Source organism: Pseudescherichia sp., from assembly GCF_031987975.1.
Lineage (GTDB): Bacteria > Pseudomonadota > Gammaproteobacteria > Enterobacterales > Enterobacteriaceae > Pseudescherichia.
In genome coordinates, this window is the sequence record NZ_DALZYX010000003.1 from 157,153 (window position 1) to 176,085 (window position 18,933).

Sequence of the window (18,933 nt, forward strand, 5' to 3'; positions counted from 1 at the left end):
TACAGCGTGTTGAGGTGGGTGACTGTCGGTTTATCCCCGCTGGCGCGGGGAACTCTCCAACCTCTTTGTAGGGCGTCATAGAGTCTCCGGTTTATCCCCGCTGGCGCGGGGAACTCATCCGATCGCCAATCTGCTCGTTTATAGTTTTCGGTTTATCCCCGCTGGCGCGGGGAACTCCCATTTGAGGATGGCTGGCATTGAGTAGCCATCGGTTTATCCCCGCTGGCGCGGGGAACTCACGCCCCTCCCGTTGAGATACACCTCGGTGATCGGTTTATCCCCGCTGGCGCGGGGAACTCGTCCGCCCGCCTGGGAGAACTGCGAGGCGCTGCGGTTTATCCCCGCTGGCGCGGGGAACTCCGCTGCATCTCTGTAAACAGGTCGTCTTTGTTCGGTTTATCCCCGCTGGCGCGGGGAACTCTATATCCGTGATGGTCTCCGGGTCGTAAACCCCGGTTTATCCCCGCTGGCGCGGGGAACTCTGTGGCAGGCTCTGAGGCGCTGCGCGGGCAGCCGGTTTATCCCCGCTGGCGCGGGGAACTCTTAGATAGCCCGTCTATATTTCAAACAACCCGCGGTTTATCCCCGCTGGCGCGGGGAACTCGGGGAGGTTGCTTATTTAACGTCTTCAGACCACGGTTTATCCCCGCTGGCGCGGGGAACTCGCCCGGACGTGGGGCGCACCATTCCACCAGCGCGGTTTATCCCCGCTGGCGCGGGGAACTCGTCGGGAAGAGGCTTTTTCACACTCAGCCTGAACGGTTTATCCCCGCTGGCGCGGGGAACTCCGGAACATACGTCTGCCGCGAACTGGTCTACGCGGTTTATCCCCGCTGGCGCGGGGAACTCTTGGATTGTGCTGACTGGCCGAACGCCTGGCCCGGTTTATCCCCGCTGGCGCGGGGAACTCTCTAAATACAGTTATTTGTTTTTAAAGAGCTTTTTTATCAATCAACAAACTACCAACTTACAATAAACAATTACGCATCATTATGCTTTGGGTAACACAATGATTTTAAATGAAAAAATAAAATTCATTAATGACAACTTCAATTCTACCGCCGCCCTCAACCGTTACCCTAACCTAAATCAATCTTCCACCCATTCTCAGCCAAAAAAACCAAAAAAAATGCCGACCCTAAGGTCAGCATTTTCAAGAGGGTTATCACCCTTCGTGCAGTCCGCATTCGCGCTTGAGGCCGAAGAAGCGGGTCTCTTCCTCCGCCATTCCCGGCTCCCATTTGCGGGTGGTATGCGTATCGCCCACCGAGAGGTAGCCCTGGTCCCACAGCGGATGGTACTTCAGCCCGTGCTTCTGCAGGTACTGATAAACGGTACGGTTGTCCCAGTCGATGATGGGCAGCACCTTAAAGACGCCACGCTGGACAGCCAGCACCGGCAGCGTCGCGCGGCTGCCTGACTGCTCACGGCGCAGGCCAGCAAACCAGGTCTGCGCCTTCAGCTCTTTAAGAGCACGGTTCATCGGCTCAACCTTGTTGATCTCGTTGTACTTCTCAATGCCTTCGACGCCCTGCTCCCACAGCTTGCCATAGCGTGCTTCCTGCCACGCCGGGCTTTGCTCTGCACGATAGATCTTCAGGTTCAGCTTGAGCTTATCTGCCAGCTCATCGATAAACTGATAGGTCTCCGGGAACAGGTAGCCGGTATCGGTCAGGATCACTGGGATATCCGGGCTGATCTGATTAACCAGGTGCAGGCTAACCGCCGCTTGAATACCAAAGCTTGAGGAGAGCACGTACTCACCGGGCAGATTCTCTAACGCCCAGACGACGCGCTCTTCTGCGCTCATTTTTTCCAGTTGGCCATTAGTCTCTGCCAGCGCCAGAATGCGTTCGACTTTTGGCAGCTCGTTTAAAACATTAAGATCGAGTCTGGACATATACCCCTCACTTCTGCCGGGCGGCACTGCGTTTGCCCAGCCTACGGTTTTGTAGGCCCGGTAAGCGAAGCGCCACCGGGCATGACCACGTTATTCCCAGAAGTCCCGCGCCGGATCCAATACGGGACGGATAATCCCGGTACGAACGGTGAAGTCGCCGAAGCCCTCACCCGCTTCGCGCTCTTTCGACCAGCGACCTACCAGCACGTCAATAGAGTCGAGGATCTCTGACTCGGTGATGTTCTCACGGTACATGCGCGGAATGCGCGTGCCCATACGGTTGCCGCCTAGATGCAGGTTGTAACGACCCGGTGCTTTACCCACCAGGCCCAGCTCTGCCAGCAGCGCACGACCACAGCCGTTCGGACAGCCAGTCACGCGCATGACAATATGGTCATCGCCGACGCCGTGCTTCTCCATGATCGCTTCAACTTTATCAACAAAGCTCGGCAGGAAACGCTCCGCTTCCGCCATCGCCAGCGGACAGGTCGGGAAGGCGACGCAGGCCATGGAGTTCTCGCGCTGCGGCTTAACCGCATCCATCAGGCCGTGGGAACGTGCCAGCTTCTCAATCTTCGCCTTCTGGCTCTCCGGCACGCCCGCGACGATCAGGTTCTGGTTCGCGGTCAGGCGGAAGTCGCCTTTATGGATCTTCGCGATCTCCAGCAGGCCGGTTTTCAGCGGACGATCCGGGTAGTCAAGAATACGACCGTTTTCGATAAACAGCGTCAGGTGCCACTTGTTATCGATGCCTTTAACCCAACCGATGCGATCCCCGCGACCGGTAAACTCATAGGGGCGAACCGGCTCGAACTTCATGCCTGCCCGGCGCTCAACTTCCGCTTTGAAAGTCTCGACGCCCACGCGCTCCAGCGTGTATTTAGTCTTGGCGTTTTTACGATCGGTACGGTTGCCCCAGTCGCGCTGGGTGGTCACGACTGCTTCTGCTACCGCCAGGGTGTGCTCCAGCGGCAGGAAGCCAAACTCACTCGCGGTGCGGGCGTAGGTTTTCTTGTTACCGTGTTCGATAGAGAGACCGCCGCCCACCAGCAGGTTAAAGCCGATCAGCTTGCCGTTCTCGGCAATAGCGATAAAGTTCATGTCGTTGGCGTGCAGATCGACATCATTCTGCGGCGGGATCACCACCGTGGTTTTGAACTTACGCGGCAGATAGGTCTGCCCAAGGATCGGCTCTTCGTCAGTGGTTGCTACCTTCTCCGCATCGTGCCAGATCTCGGCATAGGCGCGGGTGCGCGGCAGCAGATGCTCAGAGAGCTTCTTCGCCCACTCGTAGGCCTCAGCGTGCAGCTCGGACTCAATCGGGTTAGAGGTACAGAGCACGTTACGGTTCATGTCGTTGGCGGTCGCCAGCGCGTCCAGACCTACTTCATGCAGCATCTGGTGAGCGGGCTTGACGTTCTTCTTCAGAATACCGTGATACTGGAAAGTCTGGCGGTTAGTCAGACGGATGCTGCCGTAGATGGTCTTCTCTTCGGCGAACTTGTCGATAGCCTGCCACTGCGCCGGGGTGATGATCCCGCCCGGCAGGCGGCAGCGCAGCATCATGGCGTGGCGCGGCTCCAGCTTCTGCTCGGCACGTTCAGCACGAATATCACGATCGTCCTGCTGATACATACCGTGGAAACGGATCAGCAGAAAGTTGTCACCTTTAAAACCGCCGGTAAGCCCGTCGTTCAGATCTTCCGCAATCGTACCGCGCAGGTAGTTGCTTTCACGTTTCATACGCTCGGCGTCGGTCAGTTTACCTTCGACCACCAGCGGACCTGGGTGTTTATCGCTCATTAGTAGACATCTCGCTGATAACGGCGCTCTACGCGCAGCTCACTTAAATATTCGTCAGCCGTTTCGGTGTCCATGCCACCGAACTCGGCAATCACTTCCAGTAAAGCCTGCTCAACGTCGCGCGCCATACGCGTCGCGTCGCCGCAGACATAAATGTGTGCACCTTCGTTGATCCAGCGCCACAGCTCCGCGCCCTGTTCGCGCAGTTTATCTTGTACGTATACTTTCTCTTTCTGGTCGCGGGACCAGGCCAGATCGATGCGGTTCAGCACGCCCTCTTTGACGTAACGCTGCCACTCAACCTGGTACAGGAAATCTTCAGTAAAATGCGGGTTACCAAAAATCAGCCAGTTTTTACCCGGCGCTTCGTCCGCCGCACGCTGCTGCATAAAGGCGCGGAACGGCGCAATACCGGTGCCTGGGCCGATCATAATCACCGGTGTTTCCGGGTTAGATGGCAGGCGGAAGTTATCGTTGTGCTCAATAAACACACGGATCTCGCCGTCCTCTTCTACGCGATCGGCAAGGAAGCCCGACGCACCGCCGGTGCGGGCACGGCCTTCAACGTCATAACGCACTACGCCAACGGTGACGTGCACTTCGCTCTCCACTTCCGCCTGGGATGAGGCGATAGAGTAGAGGCGCGGCGTCAGCGGCCGCAGCAGGCCAATCAGCGCCTCAGCATCCAGCTGGGCGGCAGAGAAGCGCACCATATCGACAATCGGCGTCGTTGCGGCGTAGTGCTGGAGACGAGCCTTGTCGCCCACCATCGGCAGTAGCGTTTCGCTGCGGCTCAGCTTCGCATAGTTTTCAACGATGCTGGCAGTGTTTACCGTCAGCTCAAAGTGCCACGCCAGCGCCTCAGAGAGGGGCAGCGTTTTGCCATCAACGGTAACCGGCTCGTCGCCTTTCAGCCACAGCAATTCAATCAGCTCACGCACCAGCTCGGGATCGTTCTGATACCAGACGCCCAGCGCGTCGCCCGGCTGGTAGCGCAGACCGGAATCGCCCAGATCGATCTCGATATGGCGCACGTCTTTCTCGGAGTCGCGGCCGGTGATCTTCTGGTTCACGGCGAGCGTCGCTACCAGCGGCTCTTCTTTAGTATAGGGGCTGGAGAAGACCTCATTGACCACGCCGGTAGCGGTTACTGCCGCCTGGGCCGGGCTTTCGGTCGGCACGCGGGCTTTCAGGATATCAACGATGCGCGCGCGCCACTCGCTGGCCGCTGCCTGATACTCAACGTCAGCATCTACGCGATCCAGCAGGCGCTCTGCGCCCAGCTCCGCCAGTTTGCTATCAAAATCTTTACCGCACTGGCAGAAAAATTCGTAGGAGGTATCGCCCAGGCCAAAGACGGCGAAGGCTGCACCATTAAGCTTCGGCGCTTTTTTCGAGAACAGGAACTTATGCAGGGCGACCGCCTCTTCCGGTGGCTCCCCCTCCCCCTGGGTCGAAGCAACCACAACCAGCAGCTTTTCATTGGCAATTTGTTTGAATTTATAGTCGCCAGCGTTAACCAGGTTGACGTTAAGCTTCGCCGCCAGCAGATCGTCACGCAGCGCTTCCGCCACGCGACGGGCGTTACCGGTCTGCGATGCGCTAAGCAGCGTGATCGTCGGCGTCTCTACCGCCGGCGCCGGTGCTGCAGCCATTGCTGCTGCGCCAGGCTGCTGGTTAAGCACGCCCCAGAAGTAGCCGGAAACCCAGGCGAGCTGAGTCGGTGTTAAATCGGTGGTGGCTGCCTGAAGGCGTGCCAGCTGCTCCGGGTTCAGCGGAAGCAAAGCGGAAGGTGGGGCCTGTGTCGTCATGCGTCGTTATGTTCCAGTAAGCAAAGCTATTAAAAAAGCGTAAAAACAGAACAGAGTGTAAGGGTAACGGCGTGAATAATAACAATTAAAGAAGGGTTGGAAATAACAAATAACTAAAAACGCTAACCGCTTTTAGTTATAGTTATTAACAGTAAAACAGGTTGATTAATTCACTGATTTTAAAAGATAAAAATCAAATTTCGCCGCCACAGGCCGGGCTTTACCGCTTTTGCCTGTTTTAGTTAATGCCAAAAATGGTCAATTCCGGTAGTATGCGGCGGTTTTTGCCTGTCTGAGAATTGATCATGTCTACCACGTTATTTAAAGATTTCATCTTCGAAGCCGCTCACCGTCTGCCGCACGTTCCCGAAGGCCACAAATGCGGTCGCCTGCACGGTCACTCTTTTATGGTGCGCCTGGAAATTACCGGTGAAGTCGATCCCCATACGGGTTGGATCATGGACTTCTCCGAGCTGAAGGCCGCCTTCAAGCCGACCTATGACCGACTGGATCACTACTATCTGAACGATATTCCTGGCCTGGAGAACCCGACCAGCGAAGTGCTGGCGAAGTGGATCTGGGAGGAGATGAAGCCGCTTGTGCCGTTGCTGAGCGCGGTGACAATCAAAGAGACCTGTACGGCGGGTTGCGTCTATCGCGGCGAATAGAGGTCGCAGCACGGTTAACCCAGGCCCGGTAAGCGCAGCGCCACCGGGCATATCGGACTATTAAGCAATATTCAGGTACTTATGCGTCTGCATCGACAGACGCCAGTTGCGTGCAATGCAGGTCTCAATGCACAGACGCGTCGCATCCTCTTTCTGGCTGATCGGCTGAAGCGCGATCACCCGCGGCTTATCGTCGTGCAGCGTCGCCAGCAGTTCATCCAGCGCCTCAACGTCGCGCATCCGGCCCACCGGGTGTTTAATCTCATCCGCGCGATCCAGCGCCTGCTGTAAAATATCGTACCCGCCGCGCATATTCACCTTCGGTGAAACCGTCACCCAGGTGTTGGTCGACGTGCGCACTTCATGCGTGCCGCTGGTTTCAATCTGGCAGCTAAAACCGTTTTTCTCCAGCAGCATGGTCAGCGGGATCAGATCGTGAATGCAAGGCTCACCGCCGGTGATCACTACATGGCGAGCGGTATAGCCCTGGCGCTCAATGATAGCCAGCAGATCTTCACTGCTTGCCGGTCCCCACTTATCGCTCTCTTTGGTTTTCGCCAGCACGCTGTAGAGGGACACTTCTCGATCGGCGAGCTTATCCCAGGTGTGCTTGGTGTCGCACCAGGCACAGCCTACCGGGCATCCCTGCAGACGGATAAAAATAGCGGGAACGCCGGTAAAGTAACCCTCGCCTTGCAGGGTCTGGAACATCTCATTAATCGGGTACTGCATACTCATCTCTGTTTGGCTATAAAAGGTAAGTATCGCAGATCCCTGCCCTAAGGTCATGTGCAGCAGCTGCGCTATTGCAGCAATAAAAAAACCCGCCGAAGCGGGTTTTTTTATTAAGAGTGAAAAGTCAGGGGATTATGCCTGGCCTTTGATCTCTTTACGACCGTTGTACGGTGCTTGTTCACCCAGCGCTTCTTCGATACGAATCAGCTGGTTGTACTTAGCAACGCGGTCAGAACGGCTCATGGAACCGGTTTTGATCTGGCCAGCAGCGGTACCCACAGCCAGGTCAGCGATGGTTGCATCTTCAGTTTCGCCAGAGCGGTGAGAGATAACCGCAGTGTAGCCAGCGTCTTTCGCCATTTTGATCGCAGCCAGAGTTTCGGTCAGAGAACCGATCTGGTTGAATTTGATCAGGATGGAGTTAACGATGCCTTTCTCGATGCCTTCTTTCAGGATCTTGGTGTTGGTTACGAACAGATCGTCGCCAACCAGCTGGATTTTGTCGCCCAGCACTTTGGTCTGGTAAGCAAAGCCGGTCCAGTCAGACTCGTCCAGGCCATCTTCGATGGAGACGATCGGATACTGTTTGGTCAGATCTTCCAGGAAGTGGGTGAACTCTTCAGAGGTGAAGGCTTTGTTGCCTTCGCCAGCCAGAACGTATTTGCCATCTTTATAGAACTCAGAGGCTGCACAGTCCATCGCCAGAGTGATGTCGGTGCCCAGCTCGTAGCCTGCTGCTTTTACCGCTTCAGCGATAACAGCCAGCGCTTCGGCGTTGGAGCCCAGGTTCGGCGCGTAGCCGCCTTCGTCGCCCACAGCGGTGTTCATGCCTTTGGACTTCAGCACTTTTGCCAGGTTGTGGAACACTTCTGAACCCATACGTACGGCTTCTTTCAGGGATTTCGCGCCAACCGGCTGAATCATAAATTCCTGAATGTCTACGTTGTTGTCAGCGTGCTCACCACCGTTGATGATGTTCATCATCGGAACCGGCATGGAGTATTTGCCCGGGGTGCCGTTCAGTTCAGCGATGTGCGCATACAGCGGCAGGCCTTTAGAAGCAGCGGCAGCTTTGGCGTTCGCCAGGGAAACGGCCAGAATTGCGTTCGCACCGAAGTTAGATTTGTTCTCAGTACCGTCCAGGTCGATCATGATCTTATCGATGTTAGCCTGGTCTTTGGCGTCTTTGCCAAGGATAGCCTGAGCGATCGGGCCGTTAACTGCGCCAACAGCTTTGGTCACGCCTTTACCCAGGAAACGGGATTTGTCGCCATCGCGCAGTTCCAGCGCTTCGCGGGAACCGGTAGAAGCACCTGACGGGGCAGCAGCCATACCGACGAAACCACCTTCCAGGTGTACTTCGGCTTCAACAGTCGGGTTACCACGGGAGTCGATGATTTCACGACCGATGACTTTAACGATTTTGGACATTAGGATTTCCTCAGTACCAGTTAATTAAAACTCCAGACAAACAACGCATGCGCCGTCATCTTTCACGCTATAACTGCGTTAGTCCGCTCACTCACCCCAGTCACTTAGTTCACTAAGCTCCCGGGGATTCATTCACGGGCTGCCTTGTTCTAACGCGAAAGCTATAGGCGCATTTCAACGCGTTATCGCTCTAACTCTTACTTCGCCTGACGCTTCTGGTAGTCGCTGGCGGCTTTCACAAAGCCTGAGAACAGCGGATGCCCATCGCGCGGCGTTGAAGTAAATTCCGGGTGGAACTGACAGGCAACAAACCACGGATGGTTTGGCACCTCGATGATCTCGACCAACTGATCATCGCCGGAACGGCCTGCAACACGCAGACCCGCAGCTTCAATTTGTTTCAACAGCATGTTGTTAACTTCATAGCGGTGACGATGACGTTCAACGATAGTCGACGAACCGTACATCTGACGCACCAGGCTATCGTCATCAAGCTGACACTGCTGCGCACCAAGACGCATTGTGCCGCCCAGGTCGCTCTTCTCAGAGCGTACTTCGACGTTGCCTTCTTCGTCACGCCATTCGGTAATGAGAGCCACAACCGGGAACTTACAGTCTGGCACAAATTCCGTTGAGTTAGCGTTGTCCATCCCCGCCACGTTGCGCGCAAACTCGATCAGCGCAACCTGCATACCCAGGCAGATGCCCAGATAAGGAATATTATGTTCACGCGCATAGCGCGCGGTAGCGATCTTGCCCTCTACACCACGGTAACCGAAGCCACCTGGAATGAGAATAGCATCCAGATCTTTCAGAATTTCCACACCGCGTGTTTCAACATCTTGCGAATCGATCAATTTGATGTTGACGGTAACACGGTTTTTCAGGCCACCATGCTTCAGCGCTTCAATCACTGACTTGTAGGCATCCGGCAGCTCGATGTACTTGCCGACCATACCGATGGTAACTTCACCTGACGGATTCGCCTCTTCGTAGATAACCTGTTCCCATTCGCTCAGGTTAGCTTCCGGACAGTTCAAGCTGAATCGTTTACAAATATAATCGTCCAGCCCCTGTGATTTCAACAGGCCCGGAATTTTATAAATCGAATCGACGTCTTTCATTGAGATAACGGCCTTTTCCGGCACGTTACAGAACAATGCAATTTTCGCACGTTCGTTGGCAGGTACGGCGCGATCGGAACGGCAAACCAGAATATCCGGCTGAATACCGATGGAGAGCAGCTCTTTTACCGAGTGCTGGGTTGGCTTAGTCTTCACTTCGCCCGCGGCAGCCATGTACGGCACCAGGGTGAGGTGCATAAACAGCGCGTGTTCACGGCCAATATCGACCGCCAGCTGGCGAATGGCTTCGAGGAACGGCAGGGATTCGATATCACCCACGGTACCGCCGATCTCAACCAGCACCACGTCGTGGCCTTCGCCACCGGCAATGATGCGTTCTTTAATGGCGTTGGTGATGTGCGGAATAACCTGAACGGTAGCACCCAGGTAGTCGCCACGGCGCTCTTTGCGCAGTACGTCAGAATAGATGCGGCCAGTGGTGAAGTTGTTGCGGCGCGTCATTTTGGTGCGAATGAAACGCTCGTAGTGGCCCAGATCCAAGTCGGTTTCGGCGCCGTCTTCCGTAACGAACACTTCCCCGTGTTGGATAGGACTCATGGTACCCGGATCGACGTTGATGTACGGATCCAGCTTCATCATGGTCACGTTAAGGCCACGGGCTTCAAGAATGGCTGCGAGGGAGGCGGCTGCAATGCCTTTACCCAGAGAGGATACAACCCCGCCGGTCACAAAAATATAGTTCGTTGTCATGCTGAACCTGAGAAGTTAGGTTTAAAAGACGATGGAATAACCAGGACGGGAAAGTAGTATACCGGAACTAGGCAGTCGCCACAAACTTTCATTATCCCTCCTCTTCTCATCTTCAGCGAACCATGGGGAGTGAGAAAATAGCTCGTTTGCGGCAAATGTTTTTGACGTAAATCAAGCGCTTGTTATTTAAAAAACACACTAATCGCGCTTGATTCACAAAACTCGTTAGAGATCAGTTTCCTGGCGCTTTACCTCCTGCCAGACTTCTTCCATGGTTTCGAGATCGACGCCGGTCATCGCCAGGCCGCGGGAGGCGACAATTCGCTCAACTTCCCGGAAGCGGCGTTCAAACTTCAGGTTCGCTTTTTGCAGCGCGGTTTCGGCTTTTACCCCTAAATGACGGGAGAGATTAACGGTGGCGAACAGCAGATCGCCCACCTCCTCTTCCAGTTTGGCCTGATCCACCACCGCCTGCTGCGCTTCGTGCATCACCTCGTCGATCTCTTCATGCACTTTATCGAGCACCGGACCGAGCGAGTCCCAGTCAAAGCCCACCGCCGAGCAGCGTTTCTGAATCTTGTGTGCACGCATCAGAGCCGGAAAGGCATGGGGAATATCGTCCAGCGCCGAGTGCTGGGCTTTTTCGGCCCGCTCGCTGGTTTTGATCTCCTCCCAGCGCGCCAGCACTTCACTGCTGTTGCTGGCGGTAGCGTCGGCAAAAATATGCGGATGACGGCGTTCCAGCTTGTCGCTAATGGCCGCGCAGATGTCGTTAAAGTCAAAACGCCCCTGCTCCTGCGCCATCTGGGCGTAGAACACCACCTGGAACAGCAGATCCCCCAGCTCGCCGCGCAGATCGTCAAGATCGTTGCGGGCGATGGCATCGAGCACCTCGTAGGTCTCCTCCAGCGTATAGGGGGCGATGGTGGCGAAGGTCTGCTCTTTATCCCACGGGCAGCCGGTTTCCGGATCGCGCAGGCGCTGCATGATGCCCAGCAGGCGATTGATTTGATTCATATGATTTCCTGAATAAAACGCCGGGTGGCGCTAACGCTTACCCGGCTTACAACATAATATGCGGTTAACCGCCGTGCAGACGACGGGCGTCAATCACGTCCGGAACCTGGTTGAGCTTGCCGAGCACGCGTCCCAGCACCTGCAGGTTATAGATCTCGATATTCATATCGATGGTGGCAAGCTGCTGCCGGGTATCGCTCCGGCTGGCCACGCCGAGGACGTTCACCTTCTCGTTGGCGAGAATGGTAGTGATATCCCGCAGCAGGCCGCTGCGATCGTTGGCGGTGACGCGAACCACCAGCGAGTAGCCCGCCGAGTAGCTCTCGCCCCACACCGCATCGACGATGCGTTCCGGCGCGTGGGATTGCAGCTCCGTCAGCTGGTCGCAGTCGGCGCGGTGGATCGAGATCCCGCGCCCCTGAGTGATAAAGCCAACGATCTCATCCCCCGGGATCGGCTGGCAGCAGCGGGCGATGTGGTGCATCAGGTTACCGACGCCCTCGACCACCACCCGGCCATTGTCTTTGCTGTTGCGCCCCTGTGGCGCGTAGGTTTTCTGCTGCAGCTGCTTCAGCGCGGCGGCATCCTGCTCTTCGGCGCTGGGCTTGTTGAAGTGCGACTGCAGGAAGTTCACCATCTGATTAAGGCGAATGTCGCCTCCGCCGATGGCCGCCAGCAGCTCCTCCATCTCATTGAAGTTGTAGCGCGGCAGCAGGTGCTTCTCCGCCTCTTTCAGGCTGATGCCCAGATGCGCCAGCTCGTCGTCGAGGATCTGGCGACCCGCGAGAATATTCTTGTCGCGATCCTGCTTGCGGAACCAGGCATGGATCTTCGAGCGTCCGCGGCTGGTGGTCACATAGCCCAGGTTCGGGTTCAGCCAGTCGCGGCTCGGGTTCGGCTGCTTCTGGGTGATGATCTCAATCTGATCGCCCATCTGTAGCTGATAGGTAAAGGGCACAATGCGCCCGCTAATCTTGGCCCCGATGCAGCGGTGGCCGACGTCGCTGTGGATATGGTAGGCAAAATCGAGCGGCGTCGATCCGGCAGGCAGATCCACCACGTCGCCTTTCGGGGTAAAGACATAGACGCGATCGTCAAAGACCTGGCTGCGCACCTCGTCGAGCATTTCGCCGGAGTCGGCCATCTCCTCCTGCCACGCGATCAGCTTACGCAGCCAGGCGATGCGATCCTCGTGGCTGTTGCGCGCTCCGGTCGCCGTCGTGCCCTCTTTATATTTCCAGTGGGCGGCGACGCCAAGTTCAGCATCCTCATGCATCTGCTTGGTGCGGATCTGGATCTCAACGGTTTTGCCCTCCGGTCCCAGCACCACGGTATGGATCGACTGATAGCCGTTCGGCTTCGGGTTTGCCACGTAGTCGTCAAACTCGTCCGGCAGATGACGATGATGAGTATGGACAATCCCCAGCGCGGCATAGCAGTCCTGCAGGCGCTCGGCGACGATACGCACCGCGCGAACGTCAAACAGCTCGTCAAAGGCGAGATCTTTCTTCTGCATTTTTCGCCAGATGCTGTAGATATGCTTCGGACGCCCATAAACTTCGGCTTTGACGCCCTCCTGCTTCATCTCGGCGCGCAGGTGCCTGACGAACTCATCGATATAGCGTTCGCGATCGATCCGCCGCTCGTGCAGCAGTTTAGCGATGCGCTTGTACTCTGCCGGATGCAGATAGCGGAAGCAGTAATCTTCCAGCTCCCACTTCAGCTGACCGATGCCCAATCGGTTCGCCAGCGGGGCGTAGATATTGGTGCACTCTTTGGCCGCCAGCACGCGCTCGTCTTCCGGCGCATCCTTTACCTCACGCAGGTGGGCGACGCGTTCGGCAAGCTTGATGACCACGCAGCGGAAATCATCCACCATCGCCAGCAGCATGCGGCGGACGTTATCGACCTGTTCAGAGGAGACGGCATCGGTATGCGTGGCCTTGAGCTGGCGAATAGCTGCCATATCGCGCACGCCGTAGATCAACGCGACAACGGACTTACTCACGCTTTCGCGCAGCACCGTTTCACTGACTACTTCGGCATCCGCCAGCGGGAAGAGCAGCGCGGCCTGCAGCGTATCGAGGTCCATACTGAGCATGGAGAGGATTTCGACCATCTCGACGCCGCGCCACAGCAGCAGCTCAGCGTCAGGGTGGCCCTGGGTATGTTGCAGGCAGTATGCCCAGGTTTCGGCTAAGCGCTCACACGAGGGCTGGCTGGCGATCCCCAGACTTGCGATCCATTTTTTCGAATCGAATTCACCCGCTCGATTAAGATGTGCACTTCTTACCGCAACCATTGTCCTCTCCTTTCAGGGACGAAGCCTGCCGGATTCGGCAAGCCAGAATTAATCACTCGTGCTCAAACAACACCATGGATTCCAGATGCCCGGTGTGCGGGAACATATCCAGCATCGTGAGGTGCGACATAGTGTAGCCCGCATTTAATAATGCTTCGCTGTCACGGGCAAGCGTCGCAGGGTTGCATGACACGTAGACCACCTTTTTTGGGGATAGTTTTAGCACGTGCTGCATTACGCCTGCCGCACCGGCGCGGGCCGGATCGAGCAGTACCTTGTTAAAACCGTGCTGTGCCCAGGGCTGCTTTGTGACGTCATCTTCCAGGTTTTCATGGAAAAAGGTCACATTCTGCAAGCCGTTCTGCTGCGCATTCTCCTTCGCCTTCTCGACCAGCGCGGCGACTCCCTCCACGCCCACCACGCTGGCGGCGCGTTTTGCCAGCGGCAGGGTAAAGTTGCCCATGCCACAGAAGAGATCCAGCACCCGGTCATCGGGCTGAACATCCAGCCACGCCAGCGCCCGATCTACCATCTGCTGGTTCACTTTATCATTAACCTGAATGAAATCACGCGGGCTAAAGGTCAGGCGTAGACCATCAGAAGTATACCAGGGCAGCTCGCCGGAGATCTGCTCCAGTATGGCGCTTTCCGGGGCAAGAAACAGCGCAACGCCTTGAGAATGCGAAAAGCGTTCCAGTTTTTCGCGATCGGCAAGGGAGAGAGGCGCAGTATGACGCAGCACCATCAGCGGGCCGTTATCGGCCAGCACCAGCTCAACGTGGCCGAGGTGGCGTATCCCCTCCAGACTCTGCAAGCATTCACGTAGTGAAGGAATTAACGCCTCAAGTTGGGGCGTCAGCACCGGGCAGCGCACCACGTTCACGATGTCGCTGGCGCTGGCTTTGCGAAAGCCCATCTCCAGCGTTTGCGTCTTCGGCTGATAGTTGAGGCTCAGCCGTGCCCGTCGCCGATAGCCCCACGGCTCGGCGGCAATGATGTCGTCCACCTCATTTTTCATCAGGCGTGCCAGCGCGCTGCTTTTGCTGCGCTGCTGCAGCGCCACGCTGGCGTGCTGCTGCTGACAGCCGCCGCAAACGCCAAAGTGCGGACACGGCGGCGTTTCACGTTCCGAACTGTCGTTCAGCCGCCGCTTCACCGTCCCGCGGGCGAACTGGCGTTTATCTTCAGTTAGCGTCACTTCGCCACGCTCGCCGGGCAGCAGTCCGGGCACGAACAGCGCTTTGCCGTTATGGCGTGCAACGCCCTGACCAAAGGGATCCAGGTCGTTTACTGTTACGGTTATGATCTCACGCGTCGTCACGCGCCGTTTTGCAGAGTAGAATTGCGCCATTGCCGAGATTTTTCTCAATCAAACATAATGACTCTAATTGTCCCATAACGGAACTCCATGACCAACTACAGCCTGCGGGCGCGAATGATGATTTTGATCTTAGCGCCAACCGTCCTGATCGGTTTACTGCTCAGCATTTTCTTTGTTGTCCATCGCTACAATGACTTACAGCAGCAGCTTGAGGACGCAGGGGCGAGCATTATCGAACCGCTGGCGGTAGCGAGCGAGTACGGTATGAACCTGCAGAACCGGGATTCCATCGGACAGCTGATCAGCGTTCTCCACCGCCGTCACTCCGACATTGTGCGGGCGATCTCCGTCTACGATGACAATAACCGGCTGTTTGTCACCTCTAACTCTCATCTCGATCCCAAAGCGTTAAGGCTGCCGGAGGGTGCGGCCTTCCCCAATGCCCTGGACGTCACGCGGCGGGGCGATCTGATGATCCTGCGCACGCCTATCGTCTCCGGGGGCTATTCGCCAGACGAGCCTGCCCTGCCGGGTATCAAAGCGGCACAAAACAGGCTGGGCTACGTCGCGCTGGAGCTGGATCTCCGTTCCGTGCGTTTACAGCAGTATAAAGAGATCTTTATCGCCACCCTGATGATGCTCTTCTGCACCGGGATCGCGCTGATCTTTGGCTGGCGGCTGATGCGCGACGTCACCGGACCGATCCGCAACATGGTCAATACGGTGGATCGCATCCGCCGGGGCCAGCTCGACAGCCGTGTAGAGGGTTTTATGTTGGGCGAGCTGGATATGCTGAAAAACGGCATCAACTCGATGGCGATGTCGCTGGCGGCCTACCACGAGGAGATGCAGCACAACATCGACCAGTCCACCTCGGATCTGCGTGAAACCCTTGAGCAGATGGAGATCCAGAACGTCGAGCTGGACCTGGCAAAGAAGCGCGCCCAGGAGGCGGCACGCATCAAGTCGGAGTTTCTGGCCAATATGTCTCACGAGCTGCGTACCCCGCTGAACGGCGTGATTGGTTTTACCCGGCTGACGTTGAAATCTGAGCTGACGCCTACCCAGCGTGACCACCTGCACACCATTGAGCGCTCGGCCAATAACCTGCTCACCATCATCAACGACGTGCTGGACTTCTCCAAGCTGGAGGCCGGGAAGCTGATCCTCGAGAGCATTCCTTTCCCGCTGCGTAACGCCCTTGACGAGGTGGTCACGCTGCTAGCCCACTCCGCTCATGACAAAGGGTTGGAGCTAACCCTCAACGTCAAAAATGACGTGCCGGATAACGTGATTGGCGATCCGCTGCGCCTGCAGCAGGTCATTACCAACCTGGTGGGTAACGCCATTAAGTTTACCGAAAACGGCAACATTGACGTGCTGGTGGAGAAGCGCGCCCTGAGCAACAACAAGGTGCAGATTGAGATGCAGATCCGCGATACCGGCATCGGCATTCCGGAGCGCGATCAGTCCCGGCTTTTCCAGGCGTTTCGCCAGGCGGATGCCAGCATCTCCCGACGCCACGGCGGCACCGGGCTGGGGCTGGTGATCACCCAGAAGCTGGTTAATGAAATGGGGGGCGATATCTCCTTCCACAGCCAGCCCGGGCGCGGCTCGACCTTCTGGTTCCATATCAATCTCGATCTTAACCCCAACGTCATCAGCGAAGGGCTGCCTACCGACTGCCTCGCCGGCAAACGGCTGGCCTACGTTGAGCCAAATGCCGCCGCTGCTCAGAGCACGCTGGATCTGCTTCAGGGGACGCCGCTTGAGGTGATCTACAGTCCGACCTTCTCGGCATTGCCGGAGGATCGCTACGATATCCTGCTGCTGGCGGTGCCGGTGACCCTGCGCGAGCCGCTCACTATGCAGCATGAGCGGCTGGCGAAGGCCGCCGCTATGAGCGACTTCCTGCTGCTGGCGCTGCCGTGCCATATGCAGATCAACGCCGAGCGCTTCAAGCAAGAGGGTGCCGCTGCCTGTCTGTTAAAACCGCTGACGGCCACACGCCTGCTGCCCGCCCTGACCGAATACTGCCGTCTTAACCACCCCCGGGAGCAGGCGCTGAACGACGACCGCAAGCTGCCGATGAGCGTAATGGCGGTAGATGACAATCCGGCTAATTTGAAGCTTATTGGCGCGCTGCTTGACGATCGGGTGCAGCACGTCGAGCTGTGCGACAGCGGACATAACGCGATCGATCGCGCGAAGCAGATGCAGTTCGATCTGATCCTGATGGATATTCAGATGCCCGATATCGACGGCATCCGCGCCTGCGAAACCATTCGCCAGCTGCCGCACCAGCAGCAGACGCCGGTGATCGCGGTAACGGCTCACGCCATGGCCGGACAAAAAGAGAAGCTGCTGAGCGCGGGCATGAGTGGTTATCTGGCGAAGCCGATTGAAGAGGATAAGCTCCATAGCCTGCTGCTGCGCTATCTCCCCGGCCCAGGCGTCAGCCAGTGGCTAACGCCGCCGGAACCGGAGCCGGTGGAAGCGCCGGTCAATGCTGACGTCTCGCTGGACTGGCAGTTGGCCCTGCGCCAGTCAGCCAATAAACCCGATCTGGCGCGGGAGATGTTACAGATGTTGATCGCCTTCCTGCCGGAGATCCGTAATAAGGTTGAGGAGCAGCTGGTGGGGGAAGCGCCCGAGGAGTTGACGGAGGCCATCCACAAGCTGCACGGCAGCTGTGGCTACAGCGGCGTACCGCGCCTCAAGCGGCTGTGCCATTTGATTGAACACCATCTGCGCAGCGGCATGCCCGCAGAGGATCTGGAGCCAGAGTTCCTGGAGCTGCTGGATGAGATGGATAACGTGGCACGGGAAGCGCGCAGGTGGATTGGGTGATAGATCGTGGTAACGCCGGGCGGCAGTGCGTTTGCCCGGCCTGTGGTTAGGTTAACGCAAGCCCTGGCCCGCCTTCAGCACCGCCGCCACGTTACGCGCCGTCATGCGCACGTTTTCCGCCGCGTTTTTCAGGGCATCATCCAGCGTGCAGATGCCATAGATCACGCTGAATACCGCGTCGATCCCGTGCTGGTGCACCACGCCGACGTCCGACGTCAGGCTACCGGCAATGCCGATCACCGGCTTGTTGTAGCGCTTCGCCACCTTTGCTACGCCCACCGGCACTTTGCCGTGCACGGTCTGGCTGTCGATCCGCCCTTCGCCGGTGATGACCAGATCCGCTTCTGCAACATAGCGATCGAGATGCAGCGCGTCGGTGACAATCTCAATGCCCTGGCGCAGTTCTGCTCCGCAGAAGGCGTACAGCGCCGCGCCCATCCCTCCAGCTGCCCCGCCACCGGCCAGATCCAGCACGTCGAGATCCAGATCGCGCTTGATCAGCTGGGCATAGTGCCCCAGCGCCTCATCGAGACGGGCGATCATCTCCGGCGTCGCCCCTTTCTGCGGCCCAAAGATGGCGGATGCGCCCTCTTTGCCGGTCAGGGGGTTGGTGACGTCGCAGGCGACCTCAATGCGGCAGTTGTGCAGCCGACTGTCCAGCGCGCTGATGTCGATCCGGGAGAGCGTCTCCAGCGCGCCGCCGCCCTGGCCAATGGCGTTGCCTTCGTTATCCAGCAGTTTCGCCCCGAGCGCCTGCACCATACCCGCGCCACCGTCGTTAGTGGCGCTGCCACCGATGCCAATAATAATATGCTTCACGCCCCCGTCCAGCGCATGGCGGATCAGCTCCCCCGTTCCCCACGAGGTGGTGATCAGCGGATTACGCTGCTCGGGTGCGACCAGCTCAAGGCCGCTGGCGGCCGCCATCTCAATGAATGCGCTCTGCTCGTCGCCGGAGAGACCATAGAATCCCTCTACCTGGGTGCCTAGCGGGCCGGTAACGGCAACCTGTACGATCCGCCCCTGCGTGGCAGCGACCATCGCTTCAACCGTGCCTTCACCACCATCCGCCACCGGCAGTTTGATATAGTCCGCCGCCGGAAAGATCTCACGAAAGCCCTCCTCGATGGCGGTCGCGACATCAAGGGCGCTCAAACTCTCTTTATAAGAGTCCGGTGCGATAACAATTTTCATAAGCCGTCCTTACGCAGAGTGATTGCCTAACCCTACAGCCGGAAAAACAGGGAACAGGCCGATCCC

General features: G+C 57.4%; 12 protein-coding genes and 1 CRISPR repeat array. Of the genes, 2 read left to right on the top strand and 10 right to left on the bottom strand.

From position 1 onward, the window contains the following. Positions 1-26 precede the first annotated feature (26 nt). Positions 27-910: direct repeats of the CRISPR family, unit length 29 nt; unit sequence CGGTTTATCCCCGCTGGCGCGGGGAACTC. A gap of 255 nt (positions 911-1,165) precedes the next feature. From cysH to cysJ, 3 genes are all read right to left on the bottom strand, one after another. Further along, the gene (gene cysH, locus RTN40_RS06605) at positions 1,166-1,900 is read right to left on the bottom strand and encodes a phosphoadenosine phosphosulfate reductase (protein WP_312227776.1); all 735 of its coding nucleotides are present in this window, start codon (positions 1,898-1,900) and stop codon (positions 1,166-1,168) included. Positions 1,901-1,990: 90 nt separating this feature from the next. Further along, positions 1,991-3,703 carry an assimilatory sulfite reductase (NADPH) hemoprotein subunit gene (gene cysI, locus RTN40_RS06610; RefSeq protein ID WP_312227777.1) on the bottom strand — a complete coding sequence of 571 codons (1,713 nt, stop codon included), beginning with the start codon at positions 3,701-3,703 and terminating at the stop codon, positions 1,991-1,993. After that, positions 3,703-5,514, bottom strand: a complete 1,812-nt coding sequence (gene cysJ / locus RTN40_RS06615) for an NADPH-dependent assimilatory sulfite reductase flavoprotein subunit (RefSeq protein ID WP_312227778.1) — start codon at positions 5,512-5,514, stop codon at positions 3,703-3,705. The genes cysI and cysJ overlap by 1 nt, the downstream gene beginning before the upstream one ends. A 305-nt stretch (positions 5,515-5,819) precedes the next feature. On the opposite strand from cysJ, the gene queD reads away from it, so the two are divergent. Continuing rightward, positions 5,820-6,182, top strand: coding sequence for a 6-carboxytetrahydropterin synthase QueD (gene queD / locus RTN40_RS06620; protein WP_042387843.1), 363 nt, complete (start codon positions 5,820-5,822; stop codon positions 6,180-6,182). A gap of 60 nt (positions 6,183-6,242) precedes the next feature. On the opposite strand, the gene queE is transcribed toward queD, so the two are convergent. The 6 genes from queE to rlmD form a co-directional block, all read right to left on the bottom strand. After that, positions 6,243-6,914 (bottom strand): 7-carboxy-7-deazaguanine synthase QueE, encoded by a 672-nt coding sequence (gene queE / locus RTN40_RS06625; protein ID WP_042387845.1) that lies wholly within the window; start codon positions 6,912-6,914, stop codon positions 6,243-6,245. A 135-nt stretch (positions 6,915-7,049) separates the two neighbouring features. After that, on the bottom strand, positions 7,050-8,348 hold the full coding sequence (eno, locus tag RTN40_RS06630; protein WP_312213718.1) for a phosphopyruvate hydratase: 1,299 nt from the start codon (positions 8,346-8,348) through the stop codon (positions 7,050-7,052). A gap of 197 nt (positions 8,349-8,545) precedes the next feature. Continuing rightward, a complete protein-coding gene (pyrG, locus tag RTN40_RS06635) occupies positions 8,546-10,183 on the bottom strand; it encodes a glutamine hydrolyzing CTP synthase (RefSeq protein WP_103818309.1) in 1,638 nt (545 codons plus the stop codon). Positions 10,184-10,408: 225 nt separating this feature from the next. Then, the gene (mazG, locus tag RTN40_RS06640; protein ID WP_312227779.1) at positions 10,409-11,200 is read right to left on the bottom strand and encodes a nucleoside triphosphate pyrophosphohydrolase; all 792 of its coding nucleotides are present in this window, start codon (positions 11,198-11,200) and stop codon (positions 10,409-10,411) included. A gap of 64 nt (positions 11,201-11,264) precedes the next feature. Then, positions 11,265-13,502 (bottom strand): GTP diphosphokinase, encoded by a 2,238-nt coding sequence (gene relA / locus RTN40_RS06645; protein WP_312227780.1) that lies wholly within the window; start codon positions 13,500-13,502, stop codon positions 11,265-11,267. A gap of 52 nt (positions 13,503-13,554) precedes the next feature. Continuing rightward, positions 13,555-14,853, bottom strand: coding sequence for a 23S rRNA (uracil(1939)-C(5))-methyltransferase RlmD (gene rlmD, locus RTN40_RS06650; protein ID WP_312227781.1), 1,299 nt, complete (start codon positions 14,851-14,853; stop codon positions 13,555-13,557). Positions 14,854-14,910: 57 nt separating this feature from the next. On the opposite strand from rlmD, the gene barA reads away from it, so the two are divergent. Next, the gene (gene barA / locus RTN40_RS06655) at positions 14,911-17,673 is read left to right on the top strand and encodes a two-component sensor histidine kinase BarA (RefSeq protein WP_312227782.1); all 2,763 of its coding nucleotides are present in this window, start codon (positions 14,911-14,913) and stop codon (positions 17,671-17,673) included. 51 nt (positions 17,674-17,724) lie between these two features. Here the strand turns inward: barA and RTN40_RS06660 are convergent, their stop codons facing one another. After that, positions 17,725-18,867, bottom strand: a complete 1,143-nt coding sequence (locus RTN40_RS06660) for a glycerate kinase (RefSeq protein WP_312227783.1) — start codon at positions 18,865-18,867, stop codon at positions 17,725-17,727. Positions 18,868-18,933: the final 66 nt, after the last annotated feature.